Source organism: Mongoliibacter ruber (assembly GCF_003003005.1).
Taxonomy (GTDB): Bacteria; Bacteroidota; Bacteroidia; order Cytophagales; family Cyclobacteriaceae; genus Mongoliibacter; species Mongoliibacter ruber.
In genome coordinates, this window is the sequence record NZ_PVTR01000006.1 from 291211 (window position 1) to 313329 (window position 22119).

21 protein-coding genes, 1 tRNA gene and 1 pseudogene are annotated in these 22119 nt (G+C 38.8%); 4 read left to right on the top strand and 19 right to left on the bottom strand.

Going from position 1 to position 22119, the window contains the following annotated elements; translation table 11 throughout:
* Nucleotides 1-169 precede the first annotated feature (169 nt).
* The 3 genes from CLW00_RS11940 (at nucleotide 170) to CLW00_RS11960 (ending at nucleotide 4676) form a co-directional block, all read left to right on the top strand.
* Nucleotides 170-2593, top strand: coding sequence for an ABC transporter permease (locus CLW00_RS11940; protein ID WP_106133909.1), 2424 nt, complete (start codon nucleotides 170-172; stop codon nucleotides 2591-2593).
* A 929-nt stretch (nucleotides 2594-3522) separates the two neighbouring features.
* The gene (locus tag CLW00_RS11950) at nucleotides 3523-4077 is read left to right on the top strand and encodes a hypothetical protein (protein ID WP_106133911.1); all 555 of its coding nucleotides are present in this window, start codon (nucleotides 3523-3525) and stop codon (nucleotides 4075-4077) included.
* A 272-nt stretch (nucleotides 4078-4349) separates the two neighbouring features.
* Nucleotides 4350-4676: a helix-turn-helix domain-containing protein gene (locus tag CLW00_RS11960; RefSeq protein WP_245917259.1), complete on the top strand. Its 327-nt coding sequence runs from the start codon at nucleotides 4350-4352 to the stop codon at nucleotides 4674-4676.
* A gap of 52 nt (nucleotides 4677-4728) precedes the next feature.
* Here the strand turns inward: CLW00_RS11960 and CLW00_RS11965 are convergent, their stop codons facing one another.
* From CLW00_RS11965 to CLW00_RS12010, 7 genes and pseudogenes are all read right to left on the bottom strand, one after another.
* The gene (locus tag CLW00_RS11965) at nucleotides 4729-5610 is read right to left on the bottom strand and encodes a hypothetical protein (protein WP_146131418.1); all 882 of its coding nucleotides are present in this window, start codon (nucleotides 5608-5610) and stop codon (nucleotides 4729-4731) included.
* 1029 nt (nucleotides 5611-6639) lie between these two features.
* Nucleotides 6640-6981: a hypothetical protein gene (locus CLW00_RS11980; RefSeq protein ID WP_106133917.1), complete on the bottom strand. Its 342-nt coding sequence runs from the start codon at nucleotides 6979-6981 to the stop codon at nucleotides 6640-6642.
* An 11-nt stretch (nucleotides 6982-6992) separates the two neighbouring features.
* Nucleotides 6993-7838: pseudogene (locus tag CLW00_RS11985) on the bottom strand (RHS repeat-associated core domain-containing protein); the annotation flags it as partial.
* A 48-nt stretch (nucleotides 7839-7886) separates the two neighbouring features.
* Nucleotides 7887-8306 (bottom strand): hypothetical protein, encoded by a 420-nt coding sequence (locus CLW00_RS11990; RefSeq protein ID WP_106133919.1) that lies wholly within the window; start codon nucleotides 8304-8306, stop codon nucleotides 7887-7889.
* A gap of 508 nt (nucleotides 8307-8814) precedes the next feature.
* Complete coding sequence (locus CLW00_RS12000) at nucleotides 8815-9564, bottom strand: hypothetical protein (RefSeq protein ID WP_106133921.1); 750 nt, start codon at nucleotides 9562-9564, stop codon at nucleotides 8815-8817.
* 5 nt (nucleotides 9565-9569) lie between these two features.
* Entirely contained in the window at nucleotides 9570-9875 is a 306-nt protein-coding gene (locus CLW00_RS12005) for a hypothetical protein (protein ID WP_106133922.1), read from the bottom strand.
* Between the two features lie 248 nt (nucleotides 9876-10123).
* Entirely contained in the window at nucleotides 10124-10816 is a 693-nt protein-coding gene (locus tag CLW00_RS12010) for a hypothetical protein (protein WP_146131419.1), read from the bottom strand.
* 141 nt (nucleotides 10817-10957) lie between these two features.
* Between CLW00_RS12010 and CLW00_RS12015 the strand changes: the two genes are divergently transcribed.
* A complete protein-coding gene (locus tag CLW00_RS12015) occupies nucleotides 10958-11140 on the top strand; it encodes a type II toxin-antitoxin system HicA family toxin (protein WP_106133924.1) in 183 nt (60 codons plus the stop codon).
* 46 nt (nucleotides 11141-11186) lie between these two features.
* Here the strand turns inward: CLW00_RS12015 and CLW00_RS21535 are convergent, their stop codons facing one another.
* From CLW00_RS21535 to CLW00_RS12075, 12 genes are all read right to left on the bottom strand, one after another.
* The gene (locus tag CLW00_RS21535; RefSeq protein ID WP_211300193.1) at nucleotides 11187-11579 is read right to left on the bottom strand and encodes a hypothetical protein; all 393 of its coding nucleotides are present in this window, start codon (nucleotides 11577-11579) and stop codon (nucleotides 11187-11189) included.
* 6 nt (nucleotides 11580-11585) lie between these two features.
* On the bottom strand, nucleotides 11586-12362 hold the full coding sequence (locus tag CLW00_RS12025; RefSeq protein ID WP_106133926.1) for a hypothetical protein: 777 nt from the start codon (nucleotides 12360-12362) through the stop codon (nucleotides 11586-11588).
* A gap of 303 nt (nucleotides 12363-12665) precedes the next feature.
* Complete coding sequence (locus CLW00_RS12030; protein WP_106133927.1) at nucleotides 12666-13661, bottom strand: hypothetical protein; 996 nt, start codon at nucleotides 13659-13661, stop codon at nucleotides 12666-12668.
* A gap of 511 nt (nucleotides 13662-14172) precedes the next feature.
* Nucleotides 14173-15390 carry a site-specific integrase gene (locus CLW00_RS12035; protein WP_106133928.1) on the bottom strand — a complete coding sequence of 406 codons (1218 nt, stop codon included), beginning with the start codon at nucleotides 15388-15390 and terminating at the stop codon, nucleotides 14173-14175.
* 366 nt (nucleotides 15391-15756) lie between these two features.
* Nucleotides 15757-15843 (bottom strand) — tRNA-Ser (locus CLW00_RS12040).
* Nucleotides 15844-15905: 62 nt separating this feature from the next.
* Nucleotides 15906-16991: an asparaginase gene (locus tag CLW00_RS12045; protein WP_106133929.1), complete on the bottom strand. Its 1086-nt coding sequence runs from the start codon at nucleotides 16989-16991 to the stop codon at nucleotides 15906-15908.
* Nucleotides 16988-17764, bottom strand: a complete 777-nt coding sequence (locus CLW00_RS12050; protein ID WP_106133930.1) for a TatD family hydrolase — start codon at nucleotides 17762-17764, stop codon at nucleotides 16988-16990. The genes CLW00_RS12045 and CLW00_RS12050 overlap by 4 nt, the downstream gene beginning before the upstream one ends.
* Entirely contained in the window at nucleotides 17761-18864 is a 1104-nt protein-coding gene (locus CLW00_RS12055) for a glycosyltransferase (protein WP_106133931.1), read from the bottom strand. Before CLW00_RS12055 ends, CLW00_RS12050 begins: the two co-directional genes overlap by 4 nt.
* The gene (locus CLW00_RS12060) at nucleotides 18861-19490 is read right to left on the bottom strand and encodes a polysaccharide deacetylase family protein (RefSeq protein WP_106133932.1); all 630 of its coding nucleotides are present in this window, start codon (nucleotides 19488-19490) and stop codon (nucleotides 18861-18863) included. The genes CLW00_RS12055 and CLW00_RS12060 overlap by 4 nt, the downstream gene beginning before the upstream one ends.
* A 2-nt stretch (nucleotides 19491-19492) precedes the next feature.
* The gene (locus CLW00_RS12065) at nucleotides 19493-20704 is read right to left on the bottom strand and encodes a PP2C family protein-serine/threonine phosphatase (protein ID WP_106133933.1); all 1212 of its coding nucleotides are present in this window, start codon (nucleotides 20702-20704) and stop codon (nucleotides 19493-19495) included.
* Between the two features lies 1 nt (nucleotide 20705).
* Nucleotides 20706-20957, bottom strand: a complete 252-nt coding sequence (locus tag CLW00_RS12070; protein WP_106133934.1) for a hypothetical protein — start codon at nucleotides 20955-20957, stop codon at nucleotides 20706-20708.
* 24 nt (nucleotides 20958-20981) lie between these two features.
* Entirely contained in the window at nucleotides 20982-22106 is a 1125-nt protein-coding gene (locus CLW00_RS12075; protein WP_106133935.1) for a glycosyltransferase, read from the bottom strand.
* Nucleotides 22107-22119 lie beyond the last annotated feature (13 nt).

Sequence of the window (22119 nt, forward strand, 5' to 3'; positions counted from 1 at the left end):
TCCGCCGCAGTCCTAAAATTTACTTGGAAAAGCAATTTGAGGGTATGTATTTAAAGGTTTGAACTGGCATGAAAATAGAAATAATTAGTTCCAAATTAAATAGCCAACGCTTGTCATCAATTACCTAATCCAAACGTAGCTTGAAAAATTTTCTATAACTTTTCATACCATGTTCAAAAACTACATCAAAATTCTGTTTCGACAACTTTTTAAAAACAAAGCATATTCCATCATCAATATCGGAGGATTGGCCATTGGAATAACTGCGGTTTTGCTGATTTTGATTTATGTGAAATTTGAAAAAAGCTATGATGGTGATTTAACCCATTCAGAGCATCTCTATCGCGTCAATCTCACATCGCTTTCAGAAGGCAATTTGGTTGAAAATAGCAGTAGGACATCACCTGCAATGGGAAGTTTGTTCAAAGAAGAAATACCGGCTGTTTCAGAGTTTAGCAGGGTAGTGATTCTGGGTGAAGTTATCGCCGGTCATGAAGAAGAGTTTGTAAGAGAAGAGAATATCTTTTTGGCAGATGCTGCATATGTAGATTTTTTTGATTTGAAAGTTCTGAGTGGAGACCCTAACCTTATTCAGGAACCCTTGAAAGCCATGATTTCAGATGAGGTCTCTGGTAAAATTTTTGGGAAAACAGATCCGATTGGGAAAATGCTCGAAATCAACAGTACAAATTTCGACGGTACTGTAGAATTTGAAATTATTGGACTTTATGAATCCCCACAAGAAAACAGACACCTCAAACCCGAAATATTGATTTCCTACGCTTCTTTGTATCATTTTGTAGGAAAAGAAATAGATCAATCCTTTGATTGGTTGAATCTGTATACCTTTTTAAAATTGGAAAGTCACCAGGATATTTCTGAACTTGATGCCCAACTGAATGCATCTTTGTTAATACACCATGGTGAGAAATTAAAAAGTGCCCAAACCGAATGGCAGGTCAATCTTCAGCCAGTTACGGAAATCCATACCGGTACAACCACCATGGGAGAGTATGAAAAAGGCATTGACGGAAAAAAACTTCAGTATTTTATATGGATTGCTGCATTTGTATTGTTGATGGTATTCCTGAACAGTATCAATATTGCCAATGCAAAAGCAATGAATAGATCAAAGGAAATAGGCGTTCGAAAGGTTTCAGGAAGCAGCAAGAAACAGTTGTTTTTTCAGTTTATGATGGAATCTTTAGCCATTAATCTGATCGCAGTTATGCTTGCCACTTTGATTATAATCCTTATTGGAAATCAGCTGGTTTCACTTTTAAATTTAAACTTACCGGAGTCCACATTTTCCTTAGCGGCTAATTACCCCACCCTGTTATTTTTATGGATAATCGGGACACTCGTTTCAGGTATATATCCAGCTCTGGTACTCACCTCTTTTTCTCCGGCACAGGCCTTGAAAGGCACCCTGAAATTCAAATTGAAAACAGCATTTGCAAGGCCCTTGCTTATTTCCCAGTTAGTCTTTTGTCTGATAATCCTTTCAGGAATAATGACAGTCTATTTCCAATTGAACCATATGCGTCAGCAGGAATTGGGAATTGCTTTGGTAGATAAAATCGTGGTCCGTTCTCCTATGCTTTTTGTTGATGGCAGTGGGAATTACCAAGAGCAGATCCAACAGCATTTCGGACAGGTCCCAGGGGTTAAAAACGTGGCTGTGACCAATGAAATTCCAGGCAATGAAGTGTATTGGCGTTCCGATCAGTTTTATAAGGAAGGAGGATCCAAAAACGGAATCATGTACACCATGCTGAATGTAGGAGACAAATACTTTGATGTATTTGAAATTGGTCTAAAAGCAGGAAGGTATTTCAATACCGCTTTGGAAGACGGTTCTGAAGCCATTATCAATGAAAAGGCTCGGGAATCTCTAGGTTTCTTGACGAATAATGACGCCATTGGCTATAAATTGATGTATGGTGGATTTGGAGAACCTCAGGGAGTTGAAATCGTGGGAGTGGTTGACAATTATCGCCAACAGGGAGTCAATATAGCTGTAAACCCTATGGTCTTGAACTATTCATCAGGAGATCTCAACTATTATATTGTCGATGTAGAAAAAGGCTTGATGGCACAGACATTACCTAAGCTTGAAGCAAGTTTTCAAACAAATTTCCCAACTTCTCCTTTTGAGTATTATTTTTTGGACGAGCATTTTGACAAACAATATAAAAGTGAACAGCAGTTTGTCCAGTTATTCAGCTTAGCTGCATTGGTGGCTATTTTTATCGCAGTCATGGGTATCATAGGTGTGACTACGCAGCTGATTATACAGCGAAATAAAGAAGTCAGTATCCGTAAGATTCTCGGAGCCTCCTACAAAGAAGTATTCTACCTGATTTCAAAAGAATACCTGACTTGGTTGGGAGTTTGTTTTGTCGTGGGAATACCGCTCTCCTATTTACTGTTTTCAGGATGGCTGGACAATTTCCTTACGAGAATAACTTTGGAGTGGTGGTTTTATATCCTTCCCTCCTTAGCAGTAACAGTGATTTTCATCAGTGCCACATTATTTCAGACTATAAAAGTATCCTTGGTCAATCCCGCAGAAACCTTGAAAAGTGAGTAGGGAAACTTGTATCACTTGTAAAAGTACAAATAAAAATACTTGGGATGTGTCCACGTAAACCATAACTGCCGCACCCTAGTAAATACATCTCTTTTTCTTTTTAGCAATTAGCCAGGTTCTCAAAGATAAAATCTCCCTTATCTGAAAAGCTTATCGAATGTTAAAAAAATCGAATTACAAGTTCGTTGTGTTAAAAAGGCGTAATTTCAAATTACATGAAGTGCCTACTCCATTCCACACCCAACCGAGGAATTAAACCCTATAAAAAAACCTAACTCACATATTTTCGGTAAGTTAGGTTTTGATTTCGCAGAGAGGAAGGGAAATGAACCCTGCCTTTAACTAAATGACTTTCAGATTTTTACAAATAAAACAAAGCTAATACTCACCGAATGACTCACCAAATTTTTAATCAGTATACTTGTTCTAAATTTAGATAAATAAAGTCATAAATTAAAAAACTTTTATATTATTTTGTTTTAAATATTATGTATATCCGCAATGACACCAGTAGCCAGATTTAAGTTTAACAGCTTGTGACAATTGTTTTGTAGAAACTTTTCAATTAGCGTTATTGTATCCATTGATAAGGCTTAGGTTTTTCTACAATTCCTGCCCGTACAGGATTCTGATGAATTTAATTCATTCTACTCTAGATCATTTCCGGTCGATAAAGTTCAATGGCATGGTTTTCATGCGTCCAATACTGCATTTCCCCAGATTTTTAATTAAATTCGGATAGTAATTAAAAATCTTCTTCAACCATTCCTTTCTTCTTTCCTGTGGATTTTCCAGTATCATTTTGAGCAATTTCTTACTTGTGAACTTCTTAAAATTCCTTTCCCATTCTGACAATTTCCCATCCTTTACATACTCGGCAGCCTGCTACAAAATGAACCTTCTAAAAAAGATTTTCAAAGTTAACAGTATTGAATAGAGTAACATTAAATCTAGTTGATTATTCATTCCATAGAAAAATAAAGCCTATACAAAACCTCTCTTTAGTTATTACTGGGGTATTATGGATTATCATTCTACCATTATTATTCTTAAAAAATCCATCACTATCAAGAATAGCTGCTTATCTTATGCTATTCAGCATTATGCCTATTTCAATTTTCCTTATATTATCCATCCCTTTTCTATTCAAAAAAAAAGTTGGAAAAGCGTTACTTAAAAATGATAGGTTGATAATAAATGAAGATTCTTATAGTCTAGTTCGGGTTGAATTCAAGTTGAATATAAATCAGTCTGAGTGGGCCGATTCTACAAAAACCATAGATCAAAAGCTTAAATCCTTGCCTAAATGGGGTAACTACATCTACATTGATCCCAACAATGAATTCGAGTTTGAACCCCATCGAGATATTCACTATTTCATCAATTCTATTACTGTTAATGGATATGAAAAAAGGTCAGCACTTATGGTTAAAACTACTGACCTTTTTAAAAGTATTATGTCAATGCTCTGGGCGGCTTCTTAGATAGATGCAAAAATGTTAAAAATACAAACCACCGAAAAAATAATGGTTAAAACTCTTATTGCCTTTGAAGCTTTTTCTCCATTCTTCTCAACCCACCGAGAATATTGTTCTTGTTTCTCTTCTTTTACTTTGTATTTCCCTTTGCTATAGGAATAAAAAAACCACATCAAACCATCAAAAATCAGAGCTAATAAAATTTGAATCAATACCACCATTATTCCAAGCCTTTTTGTATTGCATCCTTATAGGGACGTATTATTTGCCAACCAGCATTGCCAATATCTTTCATCCTCATAAAAGTTTACAACCGGGACGAGTTGGGCAAAAAGGTGGGTACTTCAGGAGCGGTTATCGGTCGCTATGAGCGTGGTGAGATCACGCCTTCTGTGGAGATTGCTAAGAAAATGGCGGATGACTTAGAAGTGTCTTTGGATTTCTTGATTGGGGCTACTGATCTACAGCTCGATAAAAAAATGTTCTATCGCCTGGAACTCCTAGATAAAGTCAGTTCCGATGAAAAAAGCCGTATCCTTCATGTAATGGACTCATTGCTCCGGGATGCCCAGTCAATGGTCACACATAAAAAATTGGCGATATAAAAAAAGCCCTACATCTCTGCAAGGCTTTGTAGTTTTCCTGTGATTCCTAACTCTACAAGCTCATACTATCGTCTCTGTAAAAGACATATTTTTGCCCCTTATCCTGAAAATTCAATCCCAATGAGTCCTTTGTCACAAATTCGATTTTTACTGGATACGCCATTTCTTTATCGGGGCTATTGAATAAGAAGTAATTTAAACCTTCGCTAAGAGTGTAATCGCCACCTTCAATATCCAAACTTTCAACATCATAGTAAATCGTGTATAATCCACCCAAACCTGATTCAAATGTAAGGTCAATACCCTCAAGAGGAATTTCTTCATTCTTAGCACGATTTGACCATGATCCATTAGTCAATTCCAATACATCTGGTAAGCTAGATTCAACGTTTCGTCTAATCAGGTTATGCTCCAAGCCAAAGTCAGATCCCAAGAATAAACCACCAACATAATCACTCGTTTGATTGGTGATAAGAATGAAATTCTCATCAACTCCTTGCATCCTTAGGTAGTGAACATCTTTAACCTTAAAGTATTCCCAACCGAGAATCTGTGAGTTTAGCTCAAGATCATCCTTCCCATAAACCCATAATGCCGTTCCATCAATTAAGAAGTCCAAATAGGATTCTGAAAGTCCTTTAGAATAATTGATATATTCACTTTCCACATCCCAAACCCCTTCGATCAAACCTGCTTTATTCTTATCCAAAATCGACTCACTAATCAAGTCATTCAATGGAAGTAGTTTCAATCTACCTTCCTTCGAGTTTACTATTAGACTATCATCAAAAATTCTGAGATTATTAATCTGACTGTTAATCTTCTCCAAGGATAAAACATTGCCATTTCTTGTCCAAGAAAAGCTTTCAAACCGATTAGCATAGGAGATATTCAATACGTCCTCATCAAACTCAAACAAAAATGGTGAATCCATATTCTGGATTGAAACATTAATCCATCTGGTATTTACAATCTTCCTTTCTGTCGAGCTAGAGCTACCAATAAAAAAAACAACTAACACAATTAATCCGCACCTACTCATAATTACTTCCCTCTGTTTCTTAAATTTTCAAGATGAACCGCTTTTCTTGCATAATAGTAGTTATCTAAAAATGTATTCCTTGAGTCAATTGATCCGAAAAATATATGAGCTATCTCGGAAGATCCCCCTGTTAATGCAATTGCCGGCCCACTTGGGCCAGTACCATATGTATTCAGGTTGTTATAAAGTTTCATGCCATCAACTAAATGACCATTCTTTGTAGTATATAAATAATGAGCGATGACACCTTTCGCATTTAATTTACCACTAATCTTATCTGTACCGCTTGCTATATGTTGTCCTAAATCATAGGTAGACGGTACTCAATCTTTTCTTGGCAATCCTGTAGCTGGATCAATAAAATGCGGTTTATCTTCTTTAATCCATTGAACAAAAGCATCATACCTGGCTAGTGAACTCTAAGTCTTAGAAACACCAGTTGCAAACTCACTTACCCCCCGATTGCGCACCCATATCCCCAAAACCACCTGCACCAAACAAATATGGGCTTCCGAAATATTTTCTGTTCAGTACTGTGCCCGATTCAGCTACATAGGTCTCTGTATATCCTCCCAATACCTGCCTGCTTTCTCCTGAGCCTGTACTGAATTCGATATAACCTGTATTGATATGGAAATGAACTCATATTAATATTAAACTCGGATTGAAATAATTCAATAAATCTATCATTGTCTTCTGAAAGAGTTTTGAGATTATTTAATTCTGTATCGTAGCTAATATCCTTAACTCCAAAAACCTCATTTATCAATGATTTAAGCTTAATGAAATCTTTATTGCTATCCATAATTACTTATTCTGCAAGTGCTGAAACTGTCCAACTCCAATAACTCTTCCAGATGGAATAATAAAATTCCTATTGTAGAAGGTTGCCTTATCTAAAGTATCCCTTTGTCTTAAACATCAAATTCTTTTCAATCTATCCTTAACATCTGTCGGCAAATTGACTAAAAAGTCACTTTCCATACCTTTCAAAATCTCTCTAATATCTGACTCTGCTTTTAATACCGAATAATTTTTGTCGATTTCCTTAAAGCCATGCTTGATTGCATCGCAGTAAAAATCTAATAAATTATAGACTAAATTCAAATCCCCCTGTTTGAAATCTTTTTCATGTTTAATTGAAATATGATAGATTTCATCATCAACATCAAAGGAATAGTCTCGATTACCTTTCTGAAATTCTTCTGACCATGCCAATGTTTTTTCTAACAAAGACCTTAGTTCTGTAATGAATTGATCCATTATCGCCTTACTTAAAATCTTTTCCAAAAGTCCCCTTGATCTCCTGGTTTCACCTGCCAAGGTCTGTGCCTACCTATTCCTCCTGGTCCTCGTCTATGGTAATGTAAACCATTTCTTAAGTCCAAATCAATTCTAAAATTCTTGCCTGTCTTAAATAGTGTAGTACCTCGCATTGAAGAATTTGACAACATCCTTACGCTTCCAATCCCTACACCAGACCCCGTATAAACTCCCCTTGTAATAGCTATCTCTAAAGCTTTTTCAGTACCAAACCCAAGATCATATCCCATTTCATAAGCTGACATATTTGGGATATTTTGTATGTAGTTGATGGTTCCGTCAGCCATTTGAGCTCGCATCATCATACCCTGAGGGCAAGTTTGACAGCCCAACATTGCCATATCAAGCATTCCCTGCCCCAAATATTTCCAACCTTGTGTTGTGCCTAAACTGGCAAAGAAATCTACAGTACTTCCAATACCTGCTCCAAAGCCATCAACAAAACCACTTCCGAAATTTCCTGTGGAAGTGATATTCTTCGTGCTTCCATCTGAATATTCTACGTACCTGTGAATCCTACTTGTTCTTTCTCCCTTTTCATTTACACTGTAATTCATACCCAGCCAGACGGCATCCTTTCCTTCAGAATATGTCCCACTAAAACTGACTGAACCCGTAGAATTATCGGAATCATAAGTCCCATACCCATCACTCCACTCAAACATCCCGTCCGGATCGATAAACTTCACCGGATTGTTGAAGCCATACCTGTATGGTGTCCAACCGGGGGCAAGCTCTGCCAACGGATCCACAACCCCCCATCTACCAATCGTCGGATCGTACATCCTAGCCCCATAATCAAGGAGATTTACTCTGGTTTAATTGATTGGGCTCAGTTATAATTTTTATTCCCTTTTTCGCAAATACCTTTCGATAAAGTTTTCTTGAAAATTCTCAAAAGCAATGCTATCTATTCTTAAATCAAAATAACCTTCTGATAATATAATTTTATTTAGAATAAATTCCTCATGCTCAGATTTAAGAATTAGTGAAGAATCTGAAATTTGTACTATTTCCCAGTTTTTTGAACGTCCATTGCTATTGGTAAATATCTTTATGGAGTCATCATAAACTCTATATTTATACTCGATTGGTCCATACGCTTCGTGATTAAACACAAATTCTCGCTCGTTAATATATATTTCAAAATAAGTGGAATCTTCTTGAGTTGCCCACCAAGCTCCCAAAAGCAGATTTTCCGAAATTTTTGAAGAACACCCAAATAAAATCAGAATAAAGAATATCAAATACCTTAAATCAATCATAGGCCCATACCATTAAATAAAGTTTGAGAGAAGTTCTTAAATAAGCTCCAGTCGTTAAACCGTATGGTTCAAATATTGCTTCTTCTTTCATCAAAAAAACCTATTAACCTTATTTCGTGGGGATTGTTTTATAGAATAAATAATAATAATATTAATATTAAAAAGCCTATTAAAACAGGAGCAAATGCAATAAATCCATTATACACTTTCGGCTTTGACTTTTCTAAATAAGAAAACTTAGTTCTATTAGACTTAAAGTTTTCTATTTTATATTTTTTTTGAATAATAAAAATTGATAAAACATGCCCAATTATCAGAAATGAAGCCAAAGGAATATTTAAATTATTTCTAAAAATAAATATCAAAGGAACAAGAAAAAGCATGCTCGTCAAAGTCATATAAAGGATTGCCCATTCTAAGGGATCGTGCCTTTCTTCTTTTTTGAAAAAAGAATACGAGTTAAAGAGCAAATAATTATATATGTATTTCATAAAATTCCACATTGGATTTATTTTAACCAGTTATCTATATTGCCTGCAACATCAACTCCAGCCATTTCTAAACCAAATCTTGTAACTCCATAAGCTACTCCACAAACAGGGCAGAAAATCCCTACAACAGCCATTGTTGCATCTGCACCTGCCATTGACCATGCACCAGTAGTCCCTTTTTCGATAGCTTCATTTACAGATAATACAACACCTACTGTAGCAACAGCACCACCTAATCCTCTTATCATTTTTGAGGATTGCTTTAAAGCATGCCTACCTTTTTCGACTGGTGTATTTTTTAATTTTTTAGCGGTTTTTGCTTCTTGATTAAACAAATATCCTTCTGACGCTAGCAGCATACCTGTCCACGCATTTCTGGAAAGCTCTCTTCCTGACATGCCTGCACTAAGTGTTTCAGGACAATTGCAACCATCCCCCCCCATATCTCCAAACCCACCGGCACCAAACAAATATGGGCTCCCGAAATATTTCCTGTTCAGAACAGTGCCCGATTCAGCTACATAGGTCTCTGTATATCCTCCCAATACCTGCCTATTATCACCAGTGCCTGTACTGAATTCGATATAATCTGTGTTGATGGTTCTATCGATGTAGGAACCGCTGAAACTGATTGCGCCTGTTGAATTTTTCGAATCCTGTGTAGAATAACCGTCAGAATACTCAAACATCCCGTCCGGATCGATAAACTTCACCGGATTGTTGAAACCATACCTGTAAGGTGTCCAGCCAGGTGCAAGCTCAGCCATGGGATCTACAACACTCCATCGACTCCGATTGCGATCGGGACAGGGTTATAAGTCCTTGCCCCGTAATCGTAGATATTGATGTCATTGTCGGTAATATGCTCCTTAGCATTATAAAGATAACGGTTCTTTTTAATTCCTCCATACTGGTATCCCAAACCTTCCAATTCTACTCCCCAGGGGTCATAATGCGTTTCCTGCACTATTATCGGTCCTGTACTTTGTATACTGAACTGGTCAAACCAGACATCATCTGAAGTCTCCCCCGAAAGCTTTCGGGGAAGGTATGCCTTTATAATAGATGCAATCTCCACCTAGATCATTCGCCAAACTTCACCCAGAAGAGGTTAATCCCCAGTATAATAGTTTTTTATGCTTAATAATTTTTGAAGTTTACCAATCCTTTAATCGGATATCGCATCTGAGAAATATGATTTAATAAGGTGTTTATCTGTAAAAAATCAGTACGAATAATAATATTATTATTGCTAAAAGAGACATTCTAAACATCAATTTCCAACTAAATTTATTCCAAGGTATTAATGGCATAATAACATTTTTTTTAAAGTTGTAGATTATTTTGAGAGTTATTGCCGAATTCCCTATAAAATTCCTCAGGAATATATATAGGTATTAGTATTGGCCACCTAATTGCTTTTTCTAAGAAAAATGTTTCAAAAATACTTATGGCAGCAACTCCTATTTGCTTTCGTTTATTTTCATCTTTAAGTAATGGGAAACCTTCTTGTAAATCATGCCCCATATGTGTATCCCAAAAATTAAAAGATTTATTTTTTGAATTCCAATCCTTATCTACCCAGAAAGGCTTTCCTCTTTTATCTGACATTTGGTACCATGTGACGCTTCCTACATTTTTTGAAACCCCCATATAACCATACCCACCATTTTCTGACCTGGCTATTTCAGATGGGTGTTTGGAATCTCTCTTTTTTTTGTCATCCTGACAACACTCAGCTTTAATTTTAGCTCTTCTAGCACCTTCTTCCTTTAACTCATTATATATATTATTAGCCCTCTCTACCACTATTTTGGCATTGGATTTACCAGTACCTGAACTACCTTCTATATCAGATCGGTATCCCACATCTTCGGTATGACTCCAAACCTGACTCATCTCGATCTGTTCTCCGTACCCTCCTGTCACATACTCAAACATCCCATCAGGATCAATAAACTTCACCGGATTGTTGAAGCCATACCTGTATGGTGTCCAGCCAGGTGCAAGCTCAGCCATGGGATCTACAACATTCCATCGACTCCTGATAACTAGAGATGATAAGCTTCTCCCATAACTAAAAGTAATTCTTAAAAATTGGAATTGCAAAGTCATTGTGATAGTAAGGGGTAGTTACAAACTACGCCTAGCACCTATGCCATACTTCACCAAGAGGGGGAACAACAAGGCTTTGAACTCAAACCCATCAAAGGCAGCCACCACTATTATCAGCCCCCGGGTTCAGGAAAGATCACCGTGGTACCCCTGCACAAAAAAGACCTGCCCAAGGGCACTTTCTTCGCTATCTTCAAACAGGCTGGGATTGATAAAAATGAACTGTAAGTAAAAAGCCCCTGAGTGATCAGAGGCCTTCGTTAATTTTCTTTAATTACCATGGGTTTAAATGTTTTGAAAGGGTAATACCCGAAAAAATTAATAATCCAGTTGAACCAAGAAATAAAACAGCTGCTAACAATGAGTACTGCCATTTTCCTTTATTCCTGTTTCGCTGATTATAGGAGTTAATTATTTCTTTCATCCTGTCGGATTTCTTGAAATACCTATCAGTCATGTAACCATTAAATATTGCAAATGGTATTACTAATGCAATTATCCATTTATTCTGGGGAAATTTGAGATTAAATATCAAAAAAATGAAAAGTATCAAACTCATAAATGCAAAGAAAGTAACCATAGAAACAAGAAAACTCGCTCTTTCCATTACGTAAGAGTCCCTTTTAGATATCATACAATAGAAAGAATAGAATATTAAATCGTACATAATAAATTATTTCGGTCCGTTATTCACTGGTCTATAGCCCCAATTAGAATCAATCCAATCACTTCCTCCGGCTATTGACCAAATTCCATATCCAATAACACCAACTGCCACTACTGGTGAAGCAACAGTTCCAAACACAGCCACAGCACCTACCCCCAATACTGTAACCCCAACATCCACCCAAGTATAGGTATTATCATTCCCAGTCGCTAACTCATAGCCTGCTACAAATGCAGTCGTACCATAACCAGCACGGCCAATTACTTTTCCGTACTTAACCAAGCCAGTATATTTTGCTTTATCTGCTATCCTAACGGCGTTGCCTCCTTTTGTTAATTCCTGATAGGCTACAGCACCTCCAAACTCAAAGTTTCCCCGTACAATATTTGCTGCATTAAGACCTGTTACTATTCCTGCGTTATAATATTCACCCGAATCCCCCCCCCATTGATCACCCATATCTCCAAACCCACCGGCACCAAACAAATATGGGCTTCCGAAATATTTTCTGTTCAGTACAGTGCCCGATTCAGCTACATAGGTCTCTGTATATCCTCCCAATACCTGCCTATTATCACCTGTACCTGTACTGAATTCCATATAATCTGTATTGATGGTTCGTTCGATGTAGGAACCGCTGAAACTGATTGAGCCTGTTGAATTTTTCGAATCCTGTGTAGAATAACCGTCAGAATACTCAAACATCCCGTCCGGATCAATAAACTTCACCGGATTGTTGAAGCCATACCTGTAAGGTGTCCAGCCAGGTGCAAGCTCAGCCATTGGGTCAACAACACTCCATCGACTCCCGATAGCTACCGGGACAGGGTTAAAGTCCTGGCCCCGTAGTCATAGATATTGATGTCATTGTCGGTGATCTATCCAACCCTGCACGCTGGCTCCTCACTAAAACAGTCCACGGGACTGTTTCTTTACGTTCGGCCCTCATTATAAAGATAACGGTTCTTTTTAATTCCTCCATACTGGTATCCCAAACCTTCCAATTCAACTCCCCAGGGGTCATAATGCGTTTCCTGCACTATTATCGGTCCTGTACTTTGTATACTGAACTGGTCAAACCAGACATTATCTGAAGTCTCCCCCGAAAGCTTTCGGGGAAGGTATGCTTCTATATATCCGTCCTTGGGAATATCGATCTGTTTGATCAGTTCCTCGTGTCTGTTTCTTGCCTTTTTGCTGAGGACTCACCCCGCGACCTGGCCCCAAGCTAAAACAGTCCACCGGACTGTTTCTTAACGCTTGGTTCTCTTGTTCATATAGAACAGAATCCGAATCATACAGTGCATATGCCATGTAGGCTTCCGGCACGGGTTTCTGCTGAAGTTCTGCAATGACTAGGGCTACCACATTGGCTATGGCCAGTTCGTTGGTTCCAGCAGACCTCAGGTTCTGCCCGAATTCTGTCAGCTGCGGGATAAGTTTCCTGTCCATTCCTGTTCTGAAAAAACTGGCAGGTAAGAGCTTCAGCTTCTTTGGTTCCACATACTTCCCGAAGACAGATAGGTCAATATGGTCTCCCATCTGAACTTCCTGGATCCTTAGGGGGCCAAGGATCCTGTTCCGGTCGGCATTCAGCCAGGCTGTGGCATAGCCACCCGGGGTCTTGTTATGTTCCCCGGCTCCCTGACGTGTTTCCCTGATATTCTGAAAGTGTTTTTCTTCTTCCTCTGCATTCACCGGCTCCATAGTCGCAGTCATCACTGTGCTTATCGGAGCCCTGATTACCTGTCTTACACTTCCGAGGTGGTCTTTGACAAAGAACTCATAATGGAATTCATTTCCCTCTACCACGACCCTTCCCTCTTCATGCAGTATATGGTCCAACTCTCCGTTTTCAAACACAAACTCCCCTATATAATCACGGGTACGGTTCAAGGTGACGGACTGATAAAGCCTTTCGGTCAGTTTATTCCCAAGGGCATCATAGTCATTTTCAATACTCCCTATGGTGGTGGTGAATGTATACTTGGAAGGAAGGTTGAGATGGTTGTATTCTATGGAAGCCAACAGCCGGTCCATATCTGATGTCTGGTTCCCATTGGCATCATATGCATATTTCAAAGAACCATTTGGATGTGGCTTAAAATCCTTCGCCAGATGATTTTCATATGTTCAAAAAAAATAGCCAGTCACATAATTCTTTTAAAATCTTTTCCATCACATTCATTTGATTCTGGATCATATGAGGAAAAACCCAATGAAAGACAAGGGATGGAAGCCCAATCCGGGAAGGCTTCCCTTGGAAAACCCTGATTGGGCTTCCAGGCTTGCGCAGCCTTGGATTTCAGATGGTTTTTCCTAAAGTTTCAGAAATCAAATGAAGCTGGATTGATTCTAATATTACCGATTTGTATATTTCTGCAGAGCGATTTTTATCCATCTTAAGTCTGACCGGTTTTTTAAATCGAAATATCCGAGTCCCGAGGATATTGCTCCAAACTTTCAAAATGGAAAGCAGGGGATTGGCGTAGACAATCCTACATCTAGCTAACTGCAGCACAGCAGTTCCCAATTTCCCTGATCTTGATAATGACAGTTTATTGAAAAGACCGGATTTAAATCCATGTCATATTCATTTGCCTAACTTCTTCTTTAAAGCCAGCATATCCTCGCTGATCTTGACATCAAGTATCTTTGCATAGTGCTGGGTCTGCTTGAGGGATTTGTGTCCCAAAAGTTTGGAGACTGTTTCAATGGGTACTCCATTGCTCAAAGTGACTGTAGTAGCAAAGGTGTGACGGGCTGTATGGAAAGTCAGGTCTTTTTGGATGCCACAAAGATCAGCTATTTCTTTAAGGTAGGCGTTCATTTTCTGGTTGCTTGGCACAGGCAAAACAGAGTCATCATGATTACATTTTGGGTTTTCTTTATATTTTTCAATTATCCCTAAAGCAACGGGCAATATTGGAATCCTTACAGGTGAATCTGTCTTTTTTCTTTTGGTCTCTATCCACTTTTCATTGTCAACCCCTACTATGACCTGGCTTCTCTTAAGGTTTTTGACATCAATGTAAGCAAGACCAGTGTAGCAGCTGAAAAGAAATATATCCCGTACATGGTCCAATCTTTCAATGGTGAAGATTTTCTCAGAAATAGAACCCAGCTCATCTTTAGACAATACTTCCCTATTGACTTCTCTTTTCACCATCTTAAAATTCTGAAAGGGATCCCTAACAAGCCAGCCTTTCTTAACGCAGGAAAGAACTATCTTTTTAAAATTGGCCAGGTATTTAACCGTGGTGTTATGGGCACATCCTCTCACAGTTTTCAGCCAGAATGAATATTGGCTGATAAAATCATAATCAAGCTTTTTCAGCTCAATATCATCCATCTGATACTTCCACTTGATAAATGCTTTGGTATGGTCATAGGAAGTCCTGTAGCGCTCCATGGTTCCGGCTGCGAACTCTTTCCCCACCAAGGCTTCCATTTCTTCGTTATGCTTTTGGAAAATTTCAAGGATCAACTTCCGGTCTTCCGTGTTTCCATGCAATACGTTTTTTATACTTTTGGCAGTTATCTCCTTGTCGTTGTCCAAGAGATATTTTCTGGCCTGCAATACTTTCATCTGCATTGAATCCAGATAGGCATTGATCTGTTTGGCTTTTTCGGTCTTGCCCAAGACTCTTCCGGAGTCAGAATTCCATTTTTCAGCTTCTAGGGCAATTTTGGTTGATATTTCAGCCCGTTGCCCTTCGACAGTAATTCTGGCATAAATACAACTGTTCTTCCCCTTATTCTTTCGGGAAGATTTAAGATAATACAGGAAATTGAATGACTTTTCGATCATAATGACACACTTTAAAGGTTTAAGTTAAACTTTGGTGAGTCATTCGGCAAGATGTTCATCTCTGAAACATGTTGACAATCAATATTTTACAACGCATTCGGTGAGTCATTTTCTCAAACAAATATGACTCACCGAATTGGAGCAATTAATTTTGTCAATTCTTGCAATTTTTGGTGATTTTGACACCAAAACGCAAAAAAGCCTGTATCGATGAAATACAGGCTTTTAATGATGAAATTTGTAAAATTGAATTAAAAATCGTTGTTTTTAGCCTTTAAAGGCCTATTTTTTTAATTTTCCGAGCTGAATTTAAAACTTAAAATCGTTCATTATGATAGATTTTGAAAGCTTTGAAAACTAAACTTGCAGAGAGGAAGGGATTCGAACCCTCGATACCCTTGCGGGTATACACGCTTTCCAGGCGTGCTCCTTCAACCACTCGGACACCTCTCTGTGTCAAACGGAGTGCAAAGAAATAAATTAATTGATGCCCAAGCAAACTAATTCTGAAAAAATCATCCTATTGATATTCCTGTAAGTGACATCTCTCCGGCAAGTGGTTCTACAAGTTTCCTCCTGACCTCTGATTCCTTCTTTTCATTACCCAATAGAAACATCATCTTGGTCACTGCTGCTTCGGTGGTAATGTCTCCTCCACTCAATACACCTATTCTTAAAAGGTCTTTGCTGGTTTCATACCGACCTTGAATTACCCTGCCACCGTTGCATTGGGAGACATTGAGAATGATAATTCCTTTTTCAATAGCCCTTTCCAAACAAGATAAAAACCATTTTTCACTTGGACTGTTTCCAGATCCATAAGTTTCCAATACCACGCCCCTAAGCCCTTTTGTCGCAAAACAAGAATCCAGCACCCTAGATGTAATGCCAGGAAAAAGCTTGATGATCATCACATTATTGTCAAGCTGGGAAAAATACTCCAGTTTCTTCCCTTCTTCATATGGCCGAATCGCTGCATAATTGTAATCGATCACAATGCCTGATTCCGCTAAAGGCGGATAATTCTCTGATTCGAAAGCGTCAAAGTGCACACTCTGAACTTTCTTGGACCTGTTGCCTCTAAGCAGCATATGGTTGAAAAAAATACAGACCTCCGGTACTATTGGTTTGCCATTTGCCTTGGCAGTAGCAATTTCCAATGCTGTCATCAGGTTTTCCCTTGCGTCTGACCGCATAGCTGAAATCGGCAACTGGGCTCCTGTAAACACCACCGGCTTGCTCAAACCCTTCAGAATAAAACTCAACATTGATGCTGAATAAGCCATAGTATCTGTTCCATGCAAAATTACATAGCCGTCGTAGCTGTCATAGTTTTCATAGATGATGTAAGCCATATCCACCCAATGATGCAGATTTACATTTGAGGAGTCGATAGGTTCAGGAAATGAAATTACCGTGATGGCAACGTTCATATTGGTCAGGTTAGGGATTTTTTCTAAAATCTGCCCAAAATTAAAAGGAACCAAAGCACCTGTTCTGTCATTAGCCATCCCCAATGTACCCCCCGTATAGATGATTAATACTGAGGAAGTAATCTCACTTTTGGCTACAGTATTCAGTCTGACTATTTTGTAATTCATCTTTCGAAATGGTGAAAAATCCTCTGTGAATTGTTTTGTGTTACTTCTGATACGACCTCCAAGGGGACATCCGCCAACTCGGCTATGCGCTGTGCTATCAAGGGAATGTATTCTGGAGAATTTCTTTTGCCTCTGTGGGGAACAGGTGCAAGGTAAGGACCATCAGTTTCCAAAACCAAATGATCAAGACCAAGTTCAGGTATCACCTTATCCAATCCTCCATTTTTGAATGTTGCAACACCACCAATTCCTAACAAAAAGCCCAATTCAATGATTTGCTTGGCTTGTTCCAGGTTTCCTGAAAAACAATGAAAGATCCCTCTTAGATCCTCACTTTTCTCTTCCTGCATGATAGCAATGGTTTCATCCATGGATTCCCGGCAATGCAGGATTATAGGCCATCTCTTTTGCTTCGCCCATTGACTCTGTATTCTGAGTGCTTCTTTTTGTTGCTCAAAAAAGGTCTTGTCCCAATAAAGGTCTAGACCTGTCTCTCCAATGCCTGCAAACTCTCGCTTGTCTATCCAGTCCTCCATGACGTACAAGGCTTTTTCAAAGTCCTTCTTAACATCGCAGGGATGCAGACCCATCATGGGTATGCATACATCAGGGTATTTCAGTTCTGCTTCCAACATGGCATCTATGGACTCCAAGTCTATATTGGGCATATAAATCTTATCTACCCTCAACTCCTGAGCATGTCTGATGACATCGTCCCTATCGCTATCGTACTTGTTCGAATATATATGTGCGTGTGTATCTGTAAACTTCATCCGTATTTCCTTCCTTTCCAATCCGTTTTGGCAGGCCAAAAATAATAAACTATCGTGGACCAAGAGGTAATCATATAATATATTTCAAAAAGGAGTAAATGCCTGATTTTTAATTTTGAGCTTGTTTTCGAAGCAAAACCATAAACAAACAGCCCCTGAATTAGCACTTTAAGCAACCAAATCAGAATTGATTCAAAAGGATGTAAAAAAAGCAAAATCAACATCGCAGGAAAAAACATAACCTGAAAGCCTAAAAGCAATTTCCAAGACCATGGCAGGGCCATAGCACCTGCCATCCAGCGCTTTCTTTGGGACAATAAACCAGGGAAATTTTTTTGCCCTTGCGTGGAAATCAAGTTGCCCGATGTCACCTGATGAACATGCTCAAAACCCCGTTTATTGATCTGTCGGGCCATTTCAAAATCTTCTGTAAGGGAAAAAGGAATACCCTCAAATCCTCCTACTGCATCATAAGCTTCTTTTGTAATCAACATATTGTTGCCCATTGAGGTGAGGTTCAAACCTATATCCGACATGCTTTTGACCATTCCCAAAGTCAGCCACCAATCTATCTCTTGCATCTTTGCAAACCAATGCTTGCCTTCAACCCTGGTAATTCCTGTCACCAAAGCCGCGCCTGAGGTCATTTGTGCAGCCACCATAGACTTGATCCAATTTGTATGGGGCCTGCAATCTGCATCTGTAAACAGTAACACCTCTCCTCTTGCATACTTGGCCATTTGAGACAAGGCACTCGCTTTTCCATTGAGTCCAGAAATGGTTTTTTCTATGTTGAGGAATTTCACATCAAACCCCATTTTATCAATACAAGACTTTATAATGATTTCTGTTTGGTCTGTACTTCCATCATTACCCAAGATCAACTGAAGTTTATCCTGAGGATAATCAAGCTTTGAAATGGCTTCCAAACATGATTGAATATTTGACTCTTCATTTCTGCTAGGGATTAGAACACTTACCTTGGGCCAATGTTTCTGCTCAGGTTTGATGTATAACTTAAAATTGTACCTAATCAATAAAAAAAGAAGAACATCCTGCACCATTAAACCCAATACAAAAATCAAAGCGAGGATACTCATAACAATCCCGTTTGAAATCCTTGCGCCTGTATATGATCCAAGTAGGGAGGTAAAACTTCCCTGATGGTCTGGGCTGTTTTTTCCTGATCGTGAAAAAGTACAATAGAACCATTTCTGCTGTATTTTATTGTCTTATCCAGACATTTTTGAACAGGTTGACCAGGATCATAATCTCCAGAGAGCACGTCCCACATCACGATTTGATAGCGGTCTTGTAGTATTTTTTGTTGTTTTTTGGTGATTCGGCCGTAAGGTGGTCTGAATAGATTTGATTCAGCACCAAGCGTCTCTTTCAATATGGTATCGCAAGCACTGATACTTTCCAAATAGTCTGAAACCGAGCAGCGGAAACCGTTGAGGTGATGAAATGTATGGTTGCCTATTTGGTGACCAGCCTTAAAGACTTCTTTAGCAAGGCTTGGATTTTTTTTCACGTTGTCGCCTACCATAAAAAAAGTTGCTTTTTGACCTCTTTTCCCAAGTTCCTCTAGAACAAACTCTGTAACACCAAGCACAGGGCCATCATCAAAAGTGAGGTATATGCTTTTTTCTCCACGATCTTTATTCCAAAGCATACCAGGGTAAAGCATCGGGACAATGAAAGGCACATGGTGAAGCAAAACCATGTCTACTTGAATCTTAAGCTCAACAAAGTCACATCATCTCGCTGCTGACCACCAGCTGAGTAGTTTTTCAGTTCCTCAAAGAAACTCTCATGAAAATAATGAGGATCCACGCACAGGTTATTTTTCACAAACTGATTGAAGCGAAGGTCTCCATACTCTTCTTCCTCCAAGTTGAAACTCTCCGTCAAGCCGTCTGTGTACAAGTGAATAGTGAAGCCTTTCAGGTGCTGTCTTCTCCCCACCTCCATAAAAGGCAATTCTTCAAACGCCCCCAAAATAGTGGTACCTGCACCCAAGGATTCACTCCTTTTCTCCCCTTCCCAGCATAACACCGGTGGATTATGTCCAGCATTGATATAGATAAGTTCCCTTTTCTTATAATGGTAATGTCCCAAAAAGAAAGTGATAAACTTTTCACCTTTGGTATTGTCAAAAATCGTAAAATTCAATTGTTCGACAATCATCTTGAGGTCAGAGCTGCTTCTGAGCAATGTCCTCAGCGCTGCCTGAAAATTAGACATCAATAAAGCGGCGGGCATTCCTTTCCCTGAAACATCTGCAATACAGAAAAACACCTCATCGTCGGATTTTCTAATAAGGTCATAGTAATCTCCCCCCACCGTAGAATGAGGCACATAAGTCACTTTTGCCTTCAACTTATCCGTATTAGGCAGCTCAGAAGGGAAGAGCATACGCTGCACATTTGAAGCGATTTCCACCTCTTTTTTGAGTCTTTCCTGCTCCAACTGCCTTTTGGCAAACCTTTTGTTTTCCAAGGCTACAACCATGATATTGGTCAGTGCTTGGGTGAAATTCAGATCCAACTCTTCGGTTTCATCTTTCTTTTTAAGAAAAAGAATAGCCAACATTTTATCTTTGTGAAACACCGGGAGGTAATTTTCCAATTCCCCAAAAGAAAAGCCAGGGCCTACTTGAATATTCAACTTGCCTTCATCCTTGTCAAAACTTACATTTTGATCAGGAATAAACTCAGGTATCTGACTTTTGACACCATGGCTGATTTTCTTTTCATATTGGTCTTGATTGACCATATAGAGCAAAATCGACCGTATATTCAAATGCACCAGACAAGTGAACTTAAAAATATCCAAGAGCACTGAAGAAGGCTTGTTCTCATTGATAGCCTGGGTGATTTCCAGAAGCGCTTTGAGCTCCAGTTCTTTTTTCTGATATGCTACTGTAGTAGATGTCACATTAAATGGCGTTGTGTTCCATCAGGCCTTTTTTGGTGGCGAGATAATACAATTCTTTTCCTTTTTCCTGAAAATCAACCTGATCAAAAATCTCCGCATCGGGTGCTGTGAGGCATTTGATATAGGTTTTTTGGTGTAGAGAGCTCAATGTTTCCAAAAGCTTGGAATCCTCCCAAGCCAATGTCTCTTTCAAATAGCTGTAATGCTGAACAAAATAAAGCTCATCCAATAAATCAAACTCCTCTTCGGTCATTTTATTTCTTTTTCGATCCCTAAATTACGGCTTATCCAAAGAATTTCTTCCTTTCCAATCAAATTTTCCTAAAAGTGCTCCAAATACTACCCTCATCACATAGATAGGATGAAAAATGCTGGTCAAGTTAACCGACCACCTAGGTTGATTGATAGAGAATGAACCCAACACAAAGGATAAACTCCAATACTCTGATATCATTTTTGCGCCCCACAAAAAACAAAAAACTATGACCCCCTGTTTTCCTTGGCTAAGCAAAACAAAACTACTGAGAAAAATTAACTGAAACAGCACGGGCAATATAGAAGAGAAGGAATGAATAGCGCTTTGATGGAGCTTCCATTTAGATGCCCATCTTACTTTTTGGGAAAATAACCTTGACCAACTTGCCTGAGCTTTGGTAAGCACCAGGACCTCTTCTTCTTTGATATATCTGACTGATTCCACCCCGAAATGCCTTATGACTTTTTTCAATAGAAACTCATCATCTCCAGACATTATGTGCTCATTTCCAATATATCCATCTACTTCTAAGAAGGCAGATTTTCGGTAGGCAAGGTTAGCACCACTGCACATCAAAGGCTTGCGCAAAGCAAAGCCTGTATGTGTAGCCAACAAAACGCTAGCCCACTCTATCTGTTGGAATCTCCTTAAAAAATCCGTTCCACCCTCACTAATGACCGGCCCTGCCACAAGTTGTACTTCTTTTTCAATAAAAGATGAAACCATCAAATCCACCCAAAATACTGGGAGATCACAATCAGCATCAGTGGTAAGAATTATTTCACTACATGCATGTTGAATTCCTGTATGAAGTGCTGATTTTTTACCGATTCCCTGTGCATGCAGTATTTCAAATGACATGTCTACCTCATTTGTTTGAGCAAGCAGTTTTGAAAGGATAAAAACCGAATCGTCTTCTGAGCAATCATTGACAAAAAGCACCTGAAGGGGCCGGTAATTCAAAGCTCGAACTGAGCGGTAAATACTCGGTAAGTTTTCAGCTTCATTTCTAAACGGAATGATCACAGTAACCATTTCAGAAGGCCCTTTAAGTTGAATTGGTCTTTGACTTTTTTCCCAAATGGCCTTCATCCTGCCCAAAAGAACTGGATAAAGTATCGCCAGCAAAAAGTAAATTGTTAGCATGAATTGGTTTAAC

Bases quoted from the DNA above. Each gene is read 5' to 3' on its own strand.
- CLW00_RS11940 (WP_106133909.1), top strand. From the start codon at position 170: ATGTTCAAAAACTACATCAAAATTCTGTTTCGACAACTTTTTAAAAAC.
- CLW00_RS11965 (WP_146131418.1), bottom strand. From the start codon at position 5,610: ATGGATTCACCATTTTTGTTTGAGTTTGATGAGGACGTATTGAATATC.
- CLW00_RS11980 (WP_106133917.1), bottom strand. From the start codon at position 6,981: ATGGATCAATTCATTACAGAACTAAGGTCTTTGTTAGAAAAAACATTG.
- CLW00_RS11990 (WP_106133919.1), bottom strand. From the start codon at position 8,306: ATGATTGATTTAAGGTATTTGATATTCTTTATTCTGATTTTATTTGGG.
- CLW00_RS12000 (WP_106133921.1), bottom strand. From the start codon at position 9,564: ATGGCTGAGCTTGCACCTGGCTGGACACCTTACAGGTATGGTTTCAAC.
- CLW00_RS12010 (WP_146131419.1), bottom strand. From the start codon at position 10,816: ATGGCTGAGCTTGCACCTGGCTGGACACCATACAGGTATGGCTTCAAC.
- CLW00_RS21535 (WP_211300193.1), bottom strand. From the start codon at position 11,579: ATGTACGATTTAATATTCTATTCTTTCTATTGTATGATATCTAAAAGG.
- CLW00_RS12025 (WP_106133926.1), bottom strand. From the start codon at position 12,362: ATGGCTGAGCTTGCACCTGGCTGGACACCTTACAGGTATGGCTTCAAC.
- CLW00_RS12035 (WP_106133928.1), bottom strand. From the start codon at position 15,390: ATGATCGAAAAGTCATTCAATTTCCTGTATTATCTTAAATCTTCCCGA.
- CLW00_RS12045 (WP_106133929.1), bottom strand. From the start codon at position 16,991: ATGAATTACAAAATAGTCAGACTGAATACTGTAGCCAAAAGTGAGATT.
- CLW00_RS12050 (WP_106133930.1), bottom strand. From the start codon at position 17,764: ATGAAGTTTACAGATACACACGCACATATATATTCGAACAAGTACGAT.
- CLW00_RS12055 (WP_106133931.1), bottom strand. From the start codon at position 18,864: ATGAGTATCCTCGCTTTGATTTTTGTATTGGGTTTAATGGTGCAGGAT.
- CLW00_RS12060 (WP_106133932.1), bottom strand. From the start codon at position 19,490: ATGGTTTTGCTTCACCATGTGCCTTTCATTGTCCCGATGCTTTACCCT.
- CLW00_RS12070 (WP_106133934.1), bottom strand. From the start codon at position 20,957: ATGACCGAAGAGGAGTTTGATTTATTGGATGAGCTTTATTTTGTTCAG.
- CLW00_RS12075 (WP_106133935.1), bottom strand. From the start codon at position 22,106: ATGCTAACAATTTACTTTTTGCTGGCGATACTTTATCCAGTTCTTTTG.